Origin of the sequence: Streptomyces nymphaeiformis (genome assembly GCF_014203895.1) — a bacterium.
GTDB lineage: Bacteria > Actinomycetota > Actinomycetes > Streptomycetales > Streptomycetaceae > Streptomyces > Streptomyces nymphaeiformis.
Genome location: NZ_JACHJY010000002.1, coordinates 143,091 through 160,774, shown reverse-complemented (window position 1 = coordinate 160,774; position 17,684 = coordinate 143,091). Strand labels below are relative to the sequence as shown.

Sequence of the window (17,684 nt, the reverse complement as noted above, 5' to 3'; positions counted from 1 at the left end):
GCAAGGATGGGCGCGCCATGACACCAGGCCGATGTTCGCGAGGAGGGCGGGCCGCGACGTTCGCGGCCGTCTGCGTGCTGCTCGCGGCCGTCGGCCACATCCTCATGTCGGGGCAGGTTGTGCCCGGTGGGGCGCTGGCTCTCGCGTTCGCGGCCACCATGGCCGTCGCCTGGTTCCTCGCCGGCCGCGAGCGCGGCCTGTTCGCCGTCACGGCGACGACGGTGGCGGTCCAGAGCGTGCTGCACACGGCGTTCTCCTGGTCCCAGCCTGCCGGCACCATGCCCACGAACGCCGCCCGCGCGCCCATGGACCATACGCACATGACGCACGAGGCCATGCAGCACGCGGCCATGGGCCACATGACCATGGGTCATGAGGCCATGCAGCACATGGCCATGGGCCACGAAGCTGTCGCGCGGGTCGGCACGGCCATGACCGAGGCGCCCGCCGCACACGACATGACGAACATGTCCTCGTCCTTCGGCATGTTGTCGGCGCACCTCCTCGCCGCGCTCCTGAGCGGGCTGTGGATGGCGTACGGCGAGCGCGCCGTCTTCCGCGTGCTGCGGGCGCTGCCGCTGGGGCTCTTCCGGCCCTTGCGCCTGCTGCTCGCCGCCATCGTCCCCGTACCGCCGCAGCCGTCTCGCGTCCGGCCGGGTCGCTCCAGCGACGAACGCGCTCCCCAAGGGCTTCTTCTCGCCCATTCCGTCATCTCCCGGGGTCCCCCGCAGGCACTCGCTGTCCTCTGACAGCCGGCTCCCCGAGCCCGACGGTCCGGTGCGTCTGCACGTCCGTCGCTCGGGCACCGGCCATGCCTTTCGCATGGCCGCATGACACCCGTCACCGGCGCCGCCCGTTCGCGCGCCGCCGGACTCTCCTGCCTCGTAAGGACTTGTGGCGATGACTCCTGCCCACGGCCCCCTCCACCAGGGACCGACGAGACCGACCCGCCCCACCCACACGCCCGATGCCGACACCGATGCGGCGACAACCCTTCTCGCGCTCGCGGCCCGGGACGGCGACCCGGCAAAGGCCGACCTGTTCGTCCGCGCCCTGCACCGCGACGTCTGGCGGTACGTGGCCTACCTCAGCGCCGACCGTCAGGCGGCCGACGACCTCACCCAGGAGGTCTTCCTCCGCGCGATCGCCGCGCTGCCCCGCTTCCAGGGGCGTTCCTCGGCCCGTACCTGGCTGCTGTCGATAGCGCGCCGGACCGTGGTCGACAGCCTGCGGCATGCCGCCGCCCGCCCGCGTCTGTCCGACCGCGACGACTGGCAGAGGACGGCGGAGCAGACCCAGCCCCAGGGCCTTCCCGGTTTCGAGGACGGCGTGGCACTGGCCGAACTCCTGGCCTCCATCCCGGCCGAGCGGAAGGACGCCTTCGTCCTCACCCAACTCCTGGGAATGCCCTACGCCGAGGCCGCCGAGGCCATCGGCTGTCCGGTCGGCACTGTCCGTTCGCGCGTCGCCCGGGCCCGAACCTCGCTGATCGCCCTGCTGCGGGGCGATGAGGACCCCCGGCCGTCGCCCGCCGACGCCGCGGGCGCGGGCGCACGCAGAAGGTTTACGCGGGCGCCCGCCCTCGCCTGACACACCTCGCCGCACGGTGACAGGGGCGGGCCCGCCACGCGCGGGCCCTCCCCTGGAGCCTTCGCCCGCCCAGGGATCGCGGGAACTGAACCGGTTGTCGGTCCGACTCCTTCAGGAACGCCCCCGGTGCGAGGGGCACAGTACGTTCGTACTTGGGAGAGGCAGCCGATGGACAAGCCCCGAGAAACCTCCTCGCGTGTGATCGCCGTGCTGCGAGGCATCGCGCCGGCTCCCGCCCTGTGGGGGTTCCTGCTGCTCCTGGCGCTGGTGTTCGCGGGTTCCTACGCGCTCGGATCCGCCGTGGGACCGATCAGGCCCGGCACGGAGTCCTCGTCGACGGACGGAGGCGGCAACGGCGGCGGGCAGGGAAGCACGTACGGCGGGGAGCACGGCCACCAGGGAGCGCACCCGTGACGGACGTGCTGACGACCGACCTGGCCGTGGGCGGGATGACCTGCGCGGCGTGCGTCGGCCGGGTCGAAAGGAAGCTCTCCCGGCTGGAGGGGGTCTCGGCCACGGTCAATCTGGCGACCGGACGGGCCCGGGTCAGTCATCCGGCCGCCCTCCCGGTCGACGTTCTGGTGGCCGCCGTCGAGAAGGCGGGCTACACCGCCGCCCTACCCGAGCCACCGGCCGAGCAGCGGCCCGGCCGGGACGCGACGAGGTCCGAGAGCACGAAAGGGGAGCACCACAGGCTCGTTATCACGGCCCTTCTGGCCGTGCCGGTACTGATCCTTTCGATGGTCCCGGCACTGCAGTTCCGCAACTGGCAGTGGTTGTGTTTCGTGCTGGCCGCGCCGGTGGCGGTGTGGGGTGCCTGGCCTTTCCACGTACGTGCGTTGCGCGGCGTGCGTCACGCGGCGTCGACCATGGACACCCTGGTGTCGCTGGGGGTGGTGGCCTCGCTCGGCTGGTCCACGTACGCGCTGTTCCGGGGAGGCGCCGGGGAGCCCGGAATGCGGATGCCGTTCACGCTCGCTCCCTCGGCCTCGGACGGCATGGCGCACCTCTACCTCGAAGCGGCCGTGGGCGTGCCGCTGTTCGTGTGGGCGGGCCGTGTCCTGGAGGCTCGCGCCCGTCGCGGTACGGGGGCGGCCCTCCGGTCGCTGGCCGGGCTGAGCGTCAAGGACGTCACGGTGCGCGAGAAGGGAGCCGAACGCCGCCTCCCGCTCTCGGAGTTGCGTGTGGGACAGGTGTTCGTCGTGCGTCCGGGCGAGCGGATCGCCACGGACGGCGAGGTGCTTGAGGGCAGTTCGGCGGTGGACCTCTCCCTGGTCACCGGGGAGAGCGAACCGGTCGAGGTCGAGCCGGGTTCCGCAGTGATCGGCGGGGCGGTCAACGCCGAGGGTCTGCTGCTCGTCCGGGCCACGGCGGTCGGCGCCGACACACGGCTCGCCCGCATCACCCGGCTGGTGACCGACGCGCAGGCCGGCAAGGCCCGTACGCAGCGGCTGGCCGACACGGTGGCCGGCGTCTTCGTCCCGCTCGTCTTGGCCCTGGCCGTCGGCACCCTCGGGTTCTGGCTCGGCACCGGCAGCGCGCCGCAGGCGGCGGTCACGGCCTGCGTGGCCGTCCTGGTCGTGGCCTGTCCGTGCGCGCTGGGCCTGGCGACTCCGACAGCGCTCATGGCCGCGACCGGCCGGGGCGCCCGCCTCGGGATCCTGGTCGGCGGACCGAAGGCGCTGGAGGGGCTGCGGCACATCGACACCGTCGTACTCGACAAGACCGGCACACTCACCTCCGGCCGGATGTCCGTCCTCCGTGTCACAGCCGTCCCTGATGAACTGGGCGGGCTGGGCGGGCTGGGCGGGCTGGGCGGGCTGGGCGGGCTGGGCGGGCTGGGCGGGCTGGGCGGGCTGGGCGGGCTGGGCGGGCTGGGCGAGGATGCCGTTCTGCGGCTCGCCGGGGCCCTCGAGCAGGGCTCCGAGCATCCGCTCGGCAGGGCGATCGTCGCTCACGCCCGGTCGGCACCCACCGGGGAGCCACTGCCGGGCGTCGCCGAGTTCCGCGCCCTCCCGGGCCGGGGTGCGCGCGGCGTGGTCGACGGCCGGCTCGTGGAAGTCGGCGCTCCGGAGGGCGAGCTGCCCGCTGCCCTCGCCGACGCGCTGACCTCGGCCGAGGCCGAGGGCCAGACCCCCGTCCTGGTCCGCGTCGACGGTGAGACTCAGGCTCTGATCGCGATCGGAGACGCCGTGCGTCCTGGAAGCTACCGCGCCGTCGACGCGCTCCGCCGCCTCGGGGTGCGGCCGGTCCTGGCCACCGGCGACACGAAGGCGACCGGCCTGGCCGTGGCGGCGAGCCTCGGCATCGAGGAGGTCCACGCGCGCTGCGCGCCCGAGGACAAGGCAGCCCTCGTACACGCGCTGCGGGAGCAGGGGCACCGGGTCGCCGTGGTCGGCGACGGGGTCAACGACGCCGGCGCGCTCGCCGCCGCGGACCTGGGCATCGCCCTGGGCGGCGGCACGGACGTCGCCATCGGGGCGGCGGACGTAACGCTGGTACGGGACGACATCGAAGCACTCGCCGACGCCGTACGCCTCGCCCGGCGCGCCCTCGGCACGATCCGCGCCAACCTCGCCTGGGCCTTCGGCTACAACGTGGTGACCGTACCCCTGGCCATGCTGGGCCTGCTCAACCCGATGCTCGCGGCCGCGGCGATGTCCGCGAGCTCGCTCCTGGTCGTCGGCAACAGCCTCCGGCTGCGCGCCTGGCAGCCCCCGTCGGCACCGCGCCGCCGCACCCGGTAGCGCGCAGCGAACGCCGACGGCCCGCCCGGCTCCGTACGAGGAGGCGAGCCGTCGGCGGCCACGTACGTCAGGCCGAGGACGGAGCCGGGGCAAGAGCCCCGGGAACGGTCAGACGGTCCAGCGCGCCGGCCTTGGCCTGGGCCACGAGGTCGGCGAACTGCTCCTCGCTCATCTGCACGTGCTGTCCGAAGTCGTCGGTGATACGGACGCGCCTGTCCTCGGGGGCATCGACATCAACGAAGAGCTGCGGGCACCCGCAGTCACACTTTCCACAGAAGGTCGCGATCGGTTCCGGGCTCGTCTCAGGCATGCGCGCCACCTCGCCGTCTCGGGATTCGTGTTCGTTCCGGCACATCAAGGCTGCCCAGCAGCCGATACCAGCCAAACCGGCCCAACACGTGAGGAAAAGCACCAGCGTGTCGGGGAACCAGACAGGGCCGCCGTACGACTGCACACCCTGTCCACAACACTCCACATCGCCCGTTCTACCCGTTTGATCCTTGCTGTGATTCCGCCCACCCGGACGCTTTGCCCCCGGACTCGAAAGGCCGCCGCGCGAGGCCCGTACACCGCAACGCCCGCCCGCCATAGCCATGATGACCGCACGCCAGACGGGCTCGGCCTTCTCCCCCGAAGAGCGTCGCCTCAGGGCGGGCCACCGAGGGCGCGCCGGACGCTGGATACCTTGTGCCGGTGCAGGGACGGGACAGCTAGGAGCGTGTCTCAGTAACGGGCAACTGTCCGGGGGGCCGTGCTGGCGAGAGCGCCAGGTTGCCCGGTCAGCGGCGCGCGGGGGCGGCGCGGGGGTCTTCCGGGCCAGGATTGGGGTGTCGAGGCCCGCCGGGGCCGGGGCGAGGGGCTCGGTCAGCCGATCGCTGCGGCGAGTCCGGCGGTTCCGGCGTGTCGGAAGGCCTTGCGGAAGTTATGGCAGGCGGCGAGCAGGCGCCATTCGCCTCGTGCGCCGTCCTCGCCGCGCAGGAGGAGCTGGCGGCCGTTCTGGCAGGTCATGATCTGTCCGAAGACGGGTTCGACGATGGCCTTGCGGCGGCTGTAGGTCTTGCGGCCGGGTTTGGTCCGCAGCTTGCGGGCCATGCGCTCCTTCAAGGTGGCGTCCGTGGGGATGCGGCCTCGGGGTGCGGGCGGGACCTGCTCGTCGTGGCCGAGACTGCCGGTGGCCATGAACGTGTCGGTGCCGCAGGACAGTTGGCGGTCCCTGGCAGCTTCGAGGTTCGTGTCCGAGCAGTAGCCGGCGTCCACGAGGGCCTGCTTGGGGTGGGTGCCTGTGTTGCGGGCGGATTGGTCGAGCATGTCGGTGTAGTTCAGGGCGTCCGAGGCGTTGGTCGTCACGTCGGCGGCGGTGATGACCTGATGCTGCTCGTCAACGACGGCCTGGGCGTTGTAGGCCTGGATGTAGGCGCCGTCGCCGTTCTTCATGATCCGCGAGTCGGGATCGGTGAAGTTGGCCTGGGTCTTCGGCTTCGGTCACGCCTTCGCGGCGGCGGCCTCGCTGGCGTCGGTGACGGCCTGTTCGTCGCTGGTGCCGGTGCGGTCCTGGCGGCGGCGTTCCTTGTCCTGGGCGTGCTTGAGGGCCTTGGCGGCGGCCTCGGCCTCGATCTGCGCGCGGGCGGCCTGCAGGCGCGCGAGGCGCTTCTCGCGGCGGTCTAGCTCGGCGGGCAGGTCGACGTCCTTGCCGTCCGGGCCGAACTTCTCGTCCTCGGCGGTGTCGGTGGCCTCCGCGTCGGCCAGCAGCGCGGCGGCCTTCGCCTCCAAAGCGGCGAGCTCGGCCTCGACGCGTTCCTCCTTGTCGACCAGGCGGCCGTAGCTCATTGCCTTGTGCTTGGAGGCATTGGCCTCCAGCTTCGTGCCGTCCAGCGCGACGCGGCCCATCTTGACCATGCCGAGCTTCTGCGCGAGGCGCAGGGACTGGAGGAACAGGCCGGCGAGGGCGTCGAGGTGGCGTCGGCGGAACCGGGCGATGGAGCGGAAGTCGGGGGCCTGGTCGGCGGCGAGGAACCGGAATGCGACGTCGTCGACGCATTTGCGTTCGACCGCCCGCGAGGAGCGCACCCCGGTGGTGTAGCCGTAGATCAGCAGCCGGAGCATCAGGCGCGGGTCGTAGGGCGGGTAGCCGCGCTTCTCGGTGTAGTCGGCCAGGACCGGTCCCAGGTCAAGCACATGGTCGACCAGGTCGGCGACGAACCGGGCCAGGTGTCCCTCGGGCAGCCAGTCGTCCAGCGACGGTGGCAGCAGCAGGACCTGCTGCGGGTCGAACGCCCGGAAGGTCTTGTCCACCGCCGCCGGACGGCGCTGCGGCCGCTTCACCTCGACCGGCTCGGCCTCGAACAGCCCATCCTCACCACGTATACCGGGATCATCCCGTACGAAAGATCACGAGACACAGGTGGGTTGCCGGTCACAGAGACACGCTCCTAGCGGCGCAGGAAGGTCCCGCCGTCGATGACCCAGAGGCTGGCCGGAACCGCGCCGCACTTGACGACTTCGGAGTGCATCTGGGGGTTGGTCCGGGCCCAGCCGACCCGGCGCTGGTGCTGCTCGTCGGTCGGGTAGAAGGTGAGGCCAGCCTCGGGGTGCTGGCCCTCCTCGAAGAGGTACGGCTCGCCCCCGAGCGGGGTGACCACGGTCTGCGAGATGGGCCCGGTCACCGTGATGGAGCCGTTCCCGTCGACGGTCAGGCAGTCGACGTCGAACTCGGCCCGGATGGTGCCGGTCTTCTCGAACACGTGCTGCACCACGACGTGCCCCCGGGTCTGGCCGTCGACCGTACGGGCGCTGACCCGCGCGGTGAGCCGCTCGCCCGGGTTGGGGCCCGGGCCGTGCTCGTTGAGCAGGGTCCAGCTGTGCAGCGCGAGGTGCTGGGCCGGTAGGGGGGTGGCCGGTGTGGGCGCGGCCGCGGCGGTGCCGGCCGTCCCGGCCGCGAGGGCCACGGCCGCAGTGGTGAGCGCGATGGCGGTGGTGAGCTTTCGCATGGTCAATCCTCAGTGACGAGAAGGGAGTCGGGCTGTCTCCCGACTGCCTCCAACCTCCCAGCTCACCCCCGGTCGCGGCATCCGCCGCGGGGAGGGACCAGCTCCCCCCCAAGCGGGGGAACCGCTCCTCCTCCGCCCGACTTACCGAGTGACGTGTCACCGCGCGGCGTGGCGTATTGCGTCCAGGGCGAGAGCGGCCGCGGCCAGGGCGGCGGCGAGGCCCGCGACCGCTGCCGGGGCCGGGGCCGGGGCACGCTCCCCGGTGACGCCGAGGAAGTCCAGCCCGGAGACGTGGTTGACCATCCCGTACCAGAGCATCGGGTCCCCGGCCACGTCACGAGCCCTGCCGACCGGACACCCGGCGGGCAGGCCCCCGCCAGCCCCACATGCCCCGACGAGCCCGTCGCGACCGATCCGCCGATCACGGGAGCGGAGCCGCTTGCTCGTTACTGACCCACGCTCCTAGCGCCGACCACTGACAGCGCGGGCCGTTCCGAGAATGCCCGAAGTTTGCGCCAAACGTCAGCAGGCTGGGGCACTTACGCAGGTCAGAGCATCCCCACACCCCCACACCAAGTGTCTTCTAAGCACTTGACCGAAGGTTCGAGTCCTGCGGAGGCGCGCGACGGAAGGCATTCTCCGGTTACGCACAGCTCCTCAATGGAGATCGAACGATCGGCGCGCCCAGCCCCCGGGTCGACGTGTCCGCCCCCAGCTCCGGATGAGGCCCCGTCCCTCGGGATGAACACACGTCGCGCCCTTCGCGTAGACAGCGAGGGTGGGTCACCGGCCGCCCCAAGCACTCGATTCGGCCCGAACCGAAAATCTTGAGCACTCAAACAGCCCCTCCACGAGGGGGTGGCTTTCGGTCATTGTCCGCCCGGAACACCTCACCGACCGCCTTGTGCGGGTTTGCGGTATGGCGCCCCCTCCTCCACCCGAGGACGATGCCCCTCTGTGTCCGCCCCTGATCTTCAGCGCGGTCGACACGAGGAGACACGGGGGTGGGACCTTGTCGTACGCGGAGCACCAGTCGGTGTTCTCAGCTCCTGCGGTACCTCTGGGCACCGCAGCCAAAGTTGGAGAGACGATCGGCCACGGCACCTACACCGAAGGCGTCACCCGTCGGTTGAGCGCTGCCGCCTTCGTCCGTGCCGACTGGTGGGCCGTCCTCCGCGCCATCCTGGCACAGCATTGGAAAGCGCTGAAGGCCGCGGTGCGGAAGCGTCTGCGATGGATCTTCCCGGAGAAGGCCCAGGAGGTCGCCGAACAAGAAGAGCCGGCGCCCCCTGCGGTCGTACTGGGCGAGGACTACGCCGTTTGGGTCCGTCGTCGGATCAAGAAGCCGGCGCGACCGGTGCCGGTCTACGGCTTCCACCAGGAGCCGGTGGTGCACGCGTGCGACCGGGCCGTCCGGCACATGCGTGGACGCCGGACGACGATCGTGGTCCTCGTCGCTGCCGTCGCGTGGCAGACAGGCGTCGGTACCCTCGGTGCGGGGTGGGCGGCCCTCGTCCTGCTGGCCGGGGCATGGGGCGTGCACCTGGTGGATCGCTACTTGGCGCAGTTGCGGCTCAATGCCCTACTGGCCGGGGAACTGCAAGCGCCTGAGGCAGCGGATCAGGCCCACGCCCTGCCCTACCAATACGAACGCCGCCCGACCGGCGACCGGCACCGATTCATCGGGGCGGGACTCCAAGCGTGGCACGAGGCCGTCATCGGCATCGATGTCGAGCCGGCCCCTGAGAACCAGGACGCCGAGCACGATGCCGCAGCGGAACCGTTCCCGAGCCCTGGCTCACCGACGGTGCGCTCCGGAAGCCCCGACATGGCGGCGGTGGCCAAGGCGGTGCTCGACGCGTTGACGAAGCACAACGAGCCGGTGGCCAAGAAACCGCTGAAGCACTTCACCGCCGCTCAGCTGCACGCTTACATCGCACGCCGTCTCGACGACCCGGCACCCTCCCACCACCAGAGCCATCCGAAACTGCGGGTGGAGGTCGTGGGAATCTCCGGCATCCACCAGAAGCGGTGGAGCCAGATCGATGACAACACCTGGCGCAGCCTCCATGCCCTCGCCGTGGACGAGACCGGTGACAAGCCCGCCGAGGAGGTCGCCCGTCGATACATCTGGGCCCGGGTCACCGCCTGGAACGGGGAGCTCGTGGCGGCAGTTCTCGTCCACTTCGCATACCAAGGCGGTTTCCTGCGCGTCACCGTTCGCCCCCACATCATGGGGCCCCTCAATCCGAGGGTGGCCGGGCTCGTTCCGGCCGTCCCGCTCACTCCCACGTGGCTGGCCCGGGCCGCCTTCAACGCGCTCGTGGACGTCTACGTCGGCCTTGACCGTCTTCTACGCCGCAAGACCCGCCCGCGCCCCGAGCTCGACCCCGGCAGCGGCCCCGTGAGCCTCCGCGAGGTCTACAGCACCCGCCGCCTGGACGACATGCACGCGTACGACGACGCCCGCTACTACGTGCAGATGATGCAACGCAGGGTCTTCGACTCCACGGAGATCTTCTTGCGCGACCACAACGTCGACATCGCCGCCTACCGCCAGCAGTCCACCGCGATCTACAACTTCGGCGTCATGAACGGCGGCACCATGACCGGCCCCCTCCAGGCTGCGCCCCTCTCGGCCAATACGTCCATGAGCAACTGACCCTTCGAACAAGCCAGGAGCCCAGCATGCCCCTCCGAGGCCAGCCCGACCCCGTCCCGAACGGCGTGAACTTCGGCATCATCAACACCGGCCGCATGACCGGACCCGCCCAAGCCGCCCCCTTCTCCCAGAACGCCGCTCAGACCAACAACCTCACCAACGAGGCCGTGGACAGGGCCCGCGAGAGCATCGACGAACTGCGCCAACGCCTGGAAGAGCTGCGCGACCAGCACCCCGGAGCGGACGGCGCCCTGCGCGACCTCGACATGATTGCCCCCCGGTTGGACGAGCCCGACCGAGACCCCGGAGCCCTCCGCTACATGATCGAGAGCCTGGTCGAACGGTGCGGAGGCATCCCCGGCGTCCTCGCGGCGGCCCAACTCGTTCAATCCACGGTCACGGCGCTGCTGCCCGGCTCCTGATGCCTCCCCGTCGCGCAGCCATGTCCGACCGCTGCTACAGAACCCCTCGCTAAAGACCGGGAAAGAACGCGATGCCGGGTTCAGTCGCAGCATGAGCGGCGGTCGTGAACGGCTCGGGCAGATCACCGGTACGACGCCCGTAACGGCGAGGCGCCCCGATGGTTGATCAGGCGTGAGAATCCAGGGACGCCGCACGGGGACGCCGGCGCCGCGCGATGCCAACGCGCGGAGGGTCATGGTCGCCCAGCGAAGCCGGGACACGGCTCCGGAGCTTGCGCTTCGCCGGGCTCTGCACTCATTGGGCTTCCGCTACCGCGTGGACCTGCCGATCGTCGGCATGCCGCGTCGTCGCGCCGACGTCACGTTCACGAAGTGGCGCACCGCCGTGTTCGTACAGGGCTGCTTCTGGCACGCCTGCCCGAGTCACCTGCATATGCCCCGGCACAACTCGGAATGGTGGCGGCAGAAGCTTCGGGGAAATGCCCGCCGTGACGAGGAGACCGATGCCCACCTCACGCTGATCGGTTGGCTGCCCCTCCGCATCTGGGAACACGAGACCGTCGACGGCGCGGTCAAGCGGGTGGCGGCGGCGCTCGCCACCCGGGGGCATCCCCGTGGCCTGGCCATCAGCACCTGGGCTCCCGTGTCGGAACGGGCGACCGAGGGCTCGTAGAGGAGCGCGTGCGGCATCCAAACACACGCAGGACGGGACTCTCAGTCGTGGGGAAGCCACCACGACACCAGCACCACCCCAGTGGAGGTGGAAAACGCCTTGCGTAATCGGCAGGACAGGGGGGGAGCAACCTGAGCGGCCCAACCCTGACCTGACACCCCATCAGAACGAGCGTCAAATGAGCGTCACGAGCGTCATCTCAGCGTCAAGATATCGCCCGTAACGCCCACCCCGCCCATAAAGCGCACACGGAAAACCCCAGGTCAAAGCTCTTACTTCACCGGCTCCAGGATCGCCACGCACTCCACGTGGTGGGTCATCGGAAACAGGTGGACGGCCGTCATCCACCCGCATCGTAAGTGGACGAACGACGTAGACCGGGTAGTGGGCGTGTCCGACGAACGCGGTGTCGGTCTCGGCGGCCAGGCGCTTCGTCTGGGCGCACGCGGCATCGAGCTCGGCGACGAGGAGCCGGGTGTGCTCGCCCATGGCCGCCTCCGTCTTCGGCCGCTGGCGGAGACGGTTGGGGTCGGTGAACAAGACGCGCAGGCGCGTGCTATCTCAGCCTCTTCGTCGGACACCACCAGGGCGCATCCGAGGATCAATGTCGATCTGGCGGTTCCCTGTCCTGTACTGGCCTTACGGCCGGACGACGATCAAGGGCGGTCACTCCGCTGGCAGCGAGGTGGCCCGGTCGAGGAAGACACGGGGCTGGAAGACCAGACGCCACTGCCCCGGCATCGGTTCGGGACATGGACGGGCCTGGGCGTTCTCCCTGGCCCATCGCAGCTCGGCGCTGACGCGCTTTCCACCCGAGTGGGCCAAGACCGCCAGCACGGTGCCCGCGGCTGCCATGTCATGACGCACCGCGCAGATCTCGAAGTCGTCCAGTGGAAACGGCTCGAACGCCCGGCGGACCTCGCTGCGCACGGACTTCCCGTACTTGTTGTGCAGGTCGTGGGTCATCAGGCCGCTGAGGGATCCGTAGTTGCGGCGCTTCCACCAGGTCAGCAGCTCATGGGTCTGCTGGTAGAGAGGATGGTCGGTGAACTCCTTACTGCCGGGCCGATACTCGGCCGGCTTCCACTGCTTGTTGGCTCGATCCGCTTCGGCCTGTTCTGTGATAGCGCCGAGCGTCTCTTTGAGCTGTCGGCCCACGCTGGACCATGTGACAGGCTCCTCGGCCTGGTGCCGCTGCTCTTTCTCGCGTGCGACGGCCCAGTCGACGACGGCGAGGAGCCGGTTGAAGGCCTTGGTCGCCACAGTGATGTTGTCGTAGTTGAGGATGCTGCCGTGCACAATGCCGTTGCGGTACAGCTCAAAAGCGGGTTCCTCCTGGGTAGCGCTGCGGCCCTTGGTGAACGTCTTGTGGGCGTGGGCAAGACCGAGGTGGTGGCCGACAACGCTGTCCCAGGCGTGGAGCTCTTCAGGCTTGCGGGCGTGGAGGCCTCGCCGGACAGTTTCGAACTCGTTGACGAAGCCGTCCATGACGCTGAGCAGGACATGGACGGTGGAGTAGAAGCGGCCGTCGAAGTAGTCCTGGCGGGCCTTGTCGACCAGATCCAGTCTGCGGCGCATGGCAGGCAGTTTCCGCAGGGGAAGAAGCATGAGCGCCAGGCGTTCGGGGTCGTGGTAGCGCTCAATCAGCAGTTGCTCGGCCCGGTCTGCGTCACCGCCTGCGGAAGCGTGGATAGTACGAACCGCCGCGAGGGAGAGCCGGTCGTGGAAAATCCAGTGCTTGTCGCCGAGCAGCTGGTAGAAGGCATCGACAGTGTCCGCCAGCTCACGCATCTTCTTCTTACTGATCATTTCAGAAAGAGGTTCTGAGTCGCCGCAAGCAGATGAGGCTGCAGGCGAGTTGGAGCAGTCCGAGGTGGAGGTCGGCTCGTATCTCGTAACAAGTGCGGAGCCGTTTGAACTGGTGGAGCCAGGCGAAGGTTCGCTCGACGACCCATCTGGTCTTGCCTAGACCGGATCCGTGGGCGGTGCCCTTGCGGGCGATCTTCGGTGTGATGCCACGGGCCCGGAGCAGGCGTCGGTACTTGTCGTAGTCGTAGCCGCGGTCGGCGAACAGTCGACCAGGTCGGTGGCGGGGACGGCCGCGCCGCCCGCGGATGCGGGGTATCGCGTCCAACAGCGGCATCAACTGGGTAACGTCATGCCGGTTTCCACTGGTCAGCGACACGGCGAGGGGCATTCCATGCCGGTCGGTGATCAGGTGGTGCTTGCTGCCGGGGCGGCCGCGGTCAACCGGCGAAGGCCCGGTATGAGCACCCCCTTTCAAGGCCCGCACGTGAGAGCCGTCGACCGCGGCGTCGTCCATGTCCAGCAGGTCAGCCCTGCGGAGTTCCGCCAAGAGGATCTCGTGCAGGCGGGCCCACACGCCGGCCTCGGTCCAGTCCCGCAGACGTCGCCAGCACGTCACCCCGCTGCATCCGATCGTCTCGATCGGCACGTCCGCCCAGGTCACACCCGTGCGCAGGACGTAGACGATCCCGCGCACGGCCGCACGGTCATCCGCCGGCAGTCGGCCTGGGTACCGCCGACGCCGCGGTGGTCGAGGAGGGAGCAGTGGAGCAACGCGTTCCCACAGGTCATCAGGCACAAGATCATCCAGCACACTCGGAACCCTGCGGCCCGCCGGCCCGATTGCCAAGCCCTGAGCCCAGCCCATTCTGGAATGATCAGTTGCAGGAGCGGGAGGGCGACGAATCAGGCTCTCGCAGGGAACGGCCCGTGTTCCGTTCCGCCGGCGATCGTTCTCCTCCGGCTCTTCCTCGTCGTGCCCCGCTCACTTCCGGCCCAATGAGGGATGTACCTGTGTCGAACGGAGACCAGAGGGCGGCTCAGTCGGCGAGCGCGCGCGCTCGCATCTGCTGCATCATCTGGATCTGAGCGCGGACCCTGTTGTTGGCCCGCTTCCTCGTGAAGCCGGTCAGCATCAGCAGCATCAGCAGTTCTTCACCCTCATGCCCCCGGACGACGATGGTTTCCGCCGTCGCCAGCTCGCTGCCCAAGGGGAGGGCGTCGATGGAATCGATCTGGCTCCACGGCAGGAAGGCACGCTTCAGCACTCCGCGGTACCGCAACCCTTCGCCATCGGCTCGGACGCCGGCGAACGGAGCAGTCACCACGATCCATGCACCCGGAACCAAGAACATGGCGGTCACGATCAGCCCTCCGACCGAACGCATGTCGTCACTGAAGACTCCGCCCAGGCCCGTCATGAGCAGCAGCAGCCCCGGGACGAAGTGCACCCACCGCCAGGAACCCCTCAAGAACACGGACGGCCCCACAAGCTTCTCCCTCCCCAGCTCGCTCCGTGTTTATCGGAGCGGACGCGTCCCCCGACGCGTTACGGGACCGATCGTAGCCGTGAGCCGACATTCCGAACCCGGCCCTGCCTTTCTGAAATGATCAGTTAATCGATGCTGCTTGTTGCCGGCCGGTCTTGCCGAGCAGACGCAGCAGCTTCAGTTGCCGCTCCAGTTCGAGGAAGGAGGGAAGACCACGAGCCGATGCGTAGGACATGCGGCCCATCGTAAGAACCGGTACTGACATCGGCCGGGGGAGCGGGTTCGCCACGCTCCCGGACCTCTCGGCGAAGGAGGAGGGCCTGCAGGGAACGCAACCGGTCCGCCCCTCCCCCAGCGCGAACAGGGTATCCACTGCGTGGGAAAACGGTCATGCCGCGCACGAGTCAGGCCATGGATCCGGTCTTGGGATTGCCGGGCTTCGCGTGGGGGCAGTTCTTGTGCTTTGACGTGGAGTGGGGGCCGGTGAATGGCGCGCAGGAAGTCGTTGGCGGGGCAGTTGTTGCAGGTGTACCAGGAGCGCCAGAAGGCGAAGGCTGCTGCGGCCAAGCGGGCGGAGGCGGAGCTGGCGCGTCAGGCCCGGGAGGCGGAGCGTGTCGCGGCCGCGCGGGCCAGGGAGGATGCCCGCAGGGAGCGTGAGGCGGCGCAGGCGTGGTCGCGTGCCCAGAAGGAGAAGCAAGCGCTGCAGAGTGCCGACGCGCGCAGGGCTGAGCAGATTGTGCGGGATCTTGAGAAGCGGGATGCGGCGCGGGCAAAGGAGCTGGAGCAGAAGCGGCGTGCCGAGGCCCGCGAGAAGGCTGCGGCCGAGCGGCTCGCGAAGCAGGAGGCCGTCGAGGGCATGCGGCGAGAGGCCTCTGAGCGGACGGCCGAGGTGGAGGAGCGGCTGAAGGCTCTGTCTTCGGTTCTGCGTTCACGTCCTGGAGGGCTGCACCAGCTGCGGTTGGAGGCGGAGCGGGCTTTCGGCGAGGGGGATCTCGAGGGATTCGCGGTCGGTGTGGAGGAGGCGCTCGGCTCTGTGAGTTATCCGGAGGGGCTCGGCGGGGCGCGACGGGTGGCGTTCGCGCCGGAGGCGCGGGAGCTGGTGTTGGAAATGGAGCTGCCGGGTCAGGTGGTGGTGCCTTCGGTCGCGCAGTACCGGTTCAAGGCTTCTGCTCCCCCGGCGGTGGTTCCGCAGCCGCGGAAGGAAGCGGAGACGAAGGTTCTGTACCGGGATCTGGTGGCGCGGCTCGCGTTGCGGGCGATCGATGAGGCTTTCGCGGTGACTCCGCCGGCGCTGGTGGACCAGGTCGCGTTCAACGGCAAGGTGCGCGCCAAGGACCGGGCCACGGGGAAAGCGATCGAGCCGTGCCTCATCAGTGTGCGCGTCAACCGGGAGGGGTTCTCGGAGTTGGTCCTGGACGAGCCCGAGCTCGATCCGGTCGCCAGTCTGCATCATCTCAACGCGATCGTCTCCCAGCACCCCTACGACCTGGAGCCTGTACGGCCTGTCGTCTCATTCGACCTGTCCCGATACAAGATCGCCCCGGAGCGGGATGTCGTCGCCGGCCTGGACAGCAGGCCTGACCTGGTCGCGATGGACCCGACCGACTTCGAGCACCTGATCCGGCGGCTGTTCGAGAAAATCGGGCTGAAGTCATGGGTGACCCAGGCATCGCGGGATGACGGCATCGACGCCGTCGCGGTCAACGAGGAACCGCTGATCGGCGGTCTGTGCATCATCCAGGCCAAGCGCACCAAGAACGTCGTGTCCGCCGAGACAGTACGGGCGGTCGCGGGACTCGTCGTCGACAAGGGCGCGTCGAAGGGCATCGTGGTCACCACCGCATGGTTCGGCAAGGCCAGCTGGGACTTCGCACCACGCAACCGGGTCGAGCTCATCGACGGCCGCCATCTCAAGTCACTGCTCCTGGAACACCTCGGCATCGACGCTCTCATCGGGCTGTCCAAGCTGCCCCCCAACTGACAGGCCCGAGACCTGAGCTGACGTCCCCAGGGGCGGCTGGGGGCGACGGCACCTCGCTCAGTTCACTGAACCTCTTTCATCCTGTGCTGGAGGGTGACTTGGGCTGGTCAGCGGGTGTGGTGACGAGGCAGGGCCCCTCGTCGTTGGCGTGGTGATTCCACTCAGCACACCGGCGACCGAAGAGGCCCTGAAGGTTTCCGTATCCTGCCACGCTCGACATCCCGCATGGGACGTCGAGCATGTCGCCTGGCTTCTGTACGAGCATCGCCGGGCCCGCAACACCCGCTGGCGCAAGCTCGGCTGCTTCCAGCAGGCGCTGCTCACGCTGGTCCATCTGCGGAAGAACGAGACGTTCTCGCAGCTCGGATCCGGTTTCGGGATATCCCAGGCCACCGCCTGGCGATACGTCGACGAGGCCCTGGAGGTCCTGGCTTCCTGGGCGCCCGGCCTTCATGAAGCCCTCACCGGCCTCGGCGAGGGCGACCATGTCATCGTCGACGGCACCCTGATCCCGATCGACCGGATCCGCGCGGACGAGCCGTACTACTCGCAAAAGCACCGCAAGCACGGCATGAACGTGCAGGTCATCGCCCGGCCCGACGGCACACCGCTGTGGTTCTCCCGCGCGACGCCAGGCAGGACCCACGACCTGACCGCGGCCCGCGCCCACCGCCGTCGTCCAGGCCTGCCCGACCCGGCAGATCCTCGTGCTCGCGGACCGCGCCTACCGGGGCGCCGGCGCCACCTTCCGCACCCCGTACTACCGGCACCGCGAACAGACCGCCCACTACCAGCACTTCAACCGCGACCACGCCCGCCTCAGAGCGCCCGGCGAACGCGCCTTCGCGCAGCTGAAGTCCTGGCGACTGCTCCGCCGGGCGCGATGCTCCACCCGCCGCATCGGAACCATCGTCCAGGCCGTCCACACATTGCTGACCTGCAGCTCTTCAGGATGAAAGAGGTTCACTGACTCGCTGATGTCGATCCGACGAAATCACCTCAGGCCCGCATCGTGTCCTGAGGGCCTGCCTCCTACACGTCAGGGAGAGGCCTCGCCGATTCGGGCGACGAGAACCGGACGGACGGCTTGAGATGCAGGCGCACGCATGAGGCCCGGATCCACAGGATCCGGGCCTCATGTCACTTCAGTAGCGGGGACAGGATTTGAACCTGCGACCTCTGGGTTATGAGCCCAGCGAGCTACCGAGCTGCTCCACCCCGCGTCGGAAAGGCCAACTGTACGCCACCCGCGGCACCGTCCAAGACCAGGTCGCTTGGTCTGCTCAGCCGTCCGTACATCCTGGACCCGTGAGAGCAGGTCACGAA

General features: G+C 69.3%; 15 protein-coding genes, 1 tRNA gene and 2 pseudogenes. 9 read left to right on the top strand and 9 right to left on the bottom strand.

All coding sequences use genetic code 11. The features are described from left to right. Window positions 1-17 precede the first annotated feature (17 nt). The 4 genes from GGE06_RS06785 (at window position 18) to GGE06_RS06770 (ending at window position 4,337) form a co-directional block, all read left to right on the top strand. Entirely contained in the window at window positions 18-749 is a 732-nt protein-coding gene (locus GGE06_RS06785) for a hypothetical protein (protein WP_184930255.1), read from the top strand. A gap of 151 nt (window positions 750-900) precedes the next feature. After that, entirely contained in the window at window positions 901-1,590 is a 690-nt protein-coding gene (locus GGE06_RS06780) for a sigma-70 family RNA polymerase sigma factor (protein WP_184930254.1), read from the top strand. A 168-nt stretch (window positions 1,591-1,758) separates the two neighbouring features. After that, window positions 1,759-2,004, top strand: a complete 246-nt coding sequence (locus GGE06_RS06775) for a hypothetical protein (protein ID WP_184930253.1) — start codon at window positions 1,759-1,761, stop codon at window positions 2,002-2,004. Further along, the gene (locus GGE06_RS06770) at window positions 2,001-4,337 is read left to right on the top strand and encodes a heavy metal translocating P-type ATPase (protein ID WP_376773509.1); all 2,337 of its coding nucleotides are present in this window, start codon (window positions 2,001-2,003) and stop codon (window positions 4,335-4,337) included. Before GGE06_RS06775 ends, GGE06_RS06770 begins: the two co-directional genes overlap by 4 nt. Before the next feature lie 67 nt (window positions 4,338-4,404). Here the strand turns inward: GGE06_RS06770 and GGE06_RS06765 are convergent, their stop codons facing one another. The 4 genes and pseudogenes from GGE06_RS06765 to GGE06_RS06750 all read right to left on the bottom strand — a co-directional run bounded on the left by GGE06_RS06765 (window position 4,405) and on the right by GGE06_RS06750 (window position 7,657). Continuing rightward, on the bottom strand, window positions 4,405-4,647 hold the full coding sequence (locus tag GGE06_RS06765; protein WP_184930252.1) for a hypothetical protein: 243 nt from the start codon (window positions 4,645-4,647) through the stop codon (window positions 4,405-4,407). 554 nt (window positions 4,648-5,201) lie between these two features. Continuing rightward, a pseudogene (locus GGE06_RS06760) lies at window positions 5,202-6,629 on the bottom strand (IS1182 family transposase). A gap of 137 nt (window positions 6,630-6,766) precedes the next feature. After that, window positions 6,767-7,324 (bottom strand): hypothetical protein, encoded by a 558-nt coding sequence (locus GGE06_RS06755; RefSeq protein WP_184930251.1) that lies wholly within the window; start codon window positions 7,322-7,324, stop codon window positions 6,767-6,769. 156 nt (window positions 7,325-7,480) lie between these two features. After that, window positions 7,481-7,657, bottom strand: a complete 177-nt coding sequence (locus GGE06_RS06750; protein ID WP_184930250.1) for a hypothetical protein — start codon at window positions 7,655-7,657, stop codon at window positions 7,481-7,483. A 679-nt stretch (window positions 7,658-8,336) separates the two neighbouring features. On the opposite strand from GGE06_RS06750, the gene GGE06_RS06745 reads away from it, so the two are divergent. The 3 genes from GGE06_RS06745 to GGE06_RS06735 all read left to right on the top strand — a co-directional run bounded on the left by GGE06_RS06745 (window position 8,337) and on the right by GGE06_RS06735 (window position 11,081). Further along, a complete protein-coding gene (locus tag GGE06_RS06745; protein ID WP_246532365.1) occupies window positions 8,337-9,986 on the top strand; it encodes an AbeC-like domain-containing protein in 1,650 nt (549 codons plus the stop codon). A 26-nt stretch (window positions 9,987-10,012) separates the two neighbouring features. Next, window positions 10,013-10,408, top strand: a complete 396-nt coding sequence (locus GGE06_RS06740; RefSeq protein ID WP_116157456.1) for a hypothetical protein — start codon at window positions 10,013-10,015, stop codon at window positions 10,406-10,408. A gap of 172 nt (window positions 10,409-10,580) precedes the next feature. After that, window positions 10,581-11,081: a very short patch repair endonuclease gene (locus tag GGE06_RS06735; RefSeq protein WP_312883042.1), complete on the top strand. Its 501-nt coding sequence runs from the start codon at window positions 10,581-10,583 to the stop codon at window positions 11,079-11,081. A gap of 174 nt (window positions 11,082-11,255) precedes the next feature. On the opposite strand, the gene GGE06_RS06730 is transcribed toward GGE06_RS06735, so the two are convergent. The 4 genes from GGE06_RS06730 to GGE06_RS06715 form a co-directional block, all read right to left on the bottom strand. Beyond that, window positions 11,256-11,570 carry a hypothetical protein gene (locus GGE06_RS06730; protein WP_184930248.1) on the bottom strand — a complete coding sequence of 105 codons (315 nt, stop codon included), beginning with the start codon at window positions 11,568-11,570 and terminating at the stop codon, window positions 11,256-11,258. A 177-nt stretch (window positions 11,571-11,747) separates the two neighbouring features. After that, entirely contained in the window at window positions 11,748-12,890 is a 1,143-nt protein-coding gene (locus GGE06_RS06725) for a hypothetical protein (protein WP_184930247.1), read from the bottom strand. A 1-nt stretch (window position 12,891) separates the two neighbouring features. After that, a complete protein-coding gene (locus GGE06_RS06720; RefSeq protein ID WP_184930246.1) occupies window positions 12,892-13,701 on the bottom strand; it encodes an IS5 family transposase in 810 nt (269 codons plus the stop codon). Between the two features lie 226 nt (window positions 13,702-13,927). Continuing rightward, window positions 13,928-14,338, bottom strand: a complete 411-nt coding sequence (locus tag GGE06_RS06715; protein WP_147321138.1) for a PH domain-containing protein — start codon at window positions 14,336-14,338, stop codon at window positions 13,928-13,930. A 526-nt stretch (window positions 14,339-14,864) separates the two neighbouring features. Between GGE06_RS06715 and GGE06_RS06710 the strand changes: the two genes are divergently transcribed. Together GGE06_RS06710 and GGE06_RS06705 are read left to right on the top strand one after the other, a co-directional pair. Beyond that, window positions 14,865-16,358 carry a restriction endonuclease gene (locus GGE06_RS06710; RefSeq protein ID WP_184930245.1) on the top strand — a complete coding sequence of 498 codons (1,494 nt, stop codon included), beginning with the start codon at window positions 14,865-14,867 and terminating at the stop codon, window positions 16,356-16,358. Window positions 16,359-16,506: 148 nt separating this feature from the next. Continuing rightward, window positions 16,507-17,314 (top strand): annotated as a pseudogene (locus GGE06_RS06705) (IS5 family transposase). 193 nt (window positions 17,315-17,507) lie between these two features. Here GGE06_RS06705 and GGE06_RS06700 read toward each other — a convergent pair. Then, window positions 17,508-17,581 (bottom strand) — tRNA-Met (locus GGE06_RS06700). Window positions 17,582-17,684 lie beyond the last annotated feature (103 nt).

What these genes read in the sequence shown, in the direction of transcription:
- GGE06_RS06785 (WP_184930255.1), top strand. Translation starts at nt 18, where the DNA reads ATGACACCAGGCCGATGTTCGCGAGGAGGGCGGGCCGCGACGTTCGCG.
- GGE06_RS06780 (WP_184930254.1), top strand. Translation starts at nt 901, where the DNA reads ATGACTCCTGCCCACGGCCCCCTCCACCAGGGACCGACGAGACCGACC.
- GGE06_RS06775 (WP_184930253.1), top strand. Translation starts at nt 1,759, where the DNA reads ATGGACAAGCCCCGAGAAACCTCCTCGCGTGTGATCGCCGTGCTGCGA.
- GGE06_RS06765 (WP_184930252.1), bottom strand. Translation starts at nt 4,647, where the DNA reads ATGCCTGAGACGAGCCCGGAACCGATCGCGACCTTCTGTGGAAAGTGT.
- GGE06_RS06755 (WP_184930251.1), bottom strand. Translation starts at nt 7,324, where the DNA reads ATGCGAAAGCTCACCACCGCCATCGCGCTCACCACTGCGGCCGTGGCC.
- GGE06_RS06740 (WP_116157456.1), top strand. Translation starts at nt 10,013, where the DNA reads ATGCCCCTCCGAGGCCAGCCCGACCCCGTCCCGAACGGCGTGAACTTC.
- GGE06_RS06730 (WP_184930248.1), bottom strand. Translation starts at nt 11,570, where the DNA reads ATGGGCGAGCACACCCGGCTCCTCGTCGCCGAGCTCGATGCCGCGTGC.
- GGE06_RS06725 (WP_184930247.1), bottom strand. Translation starts at nt 12,890, where the DNA reads ATGATCAGTAAGAAGAAGATGCGTGAGCTGGCGGACACTGTCGATGCC.
- GGE06_RS06710 (WP_184930245.1), top strand. Translation starts at nt 14,865, where the DNA reads ATGGCGCGCAGGAAGTCGTTGGCGGGGCAGTTGTTGCAGGTGTACCAG.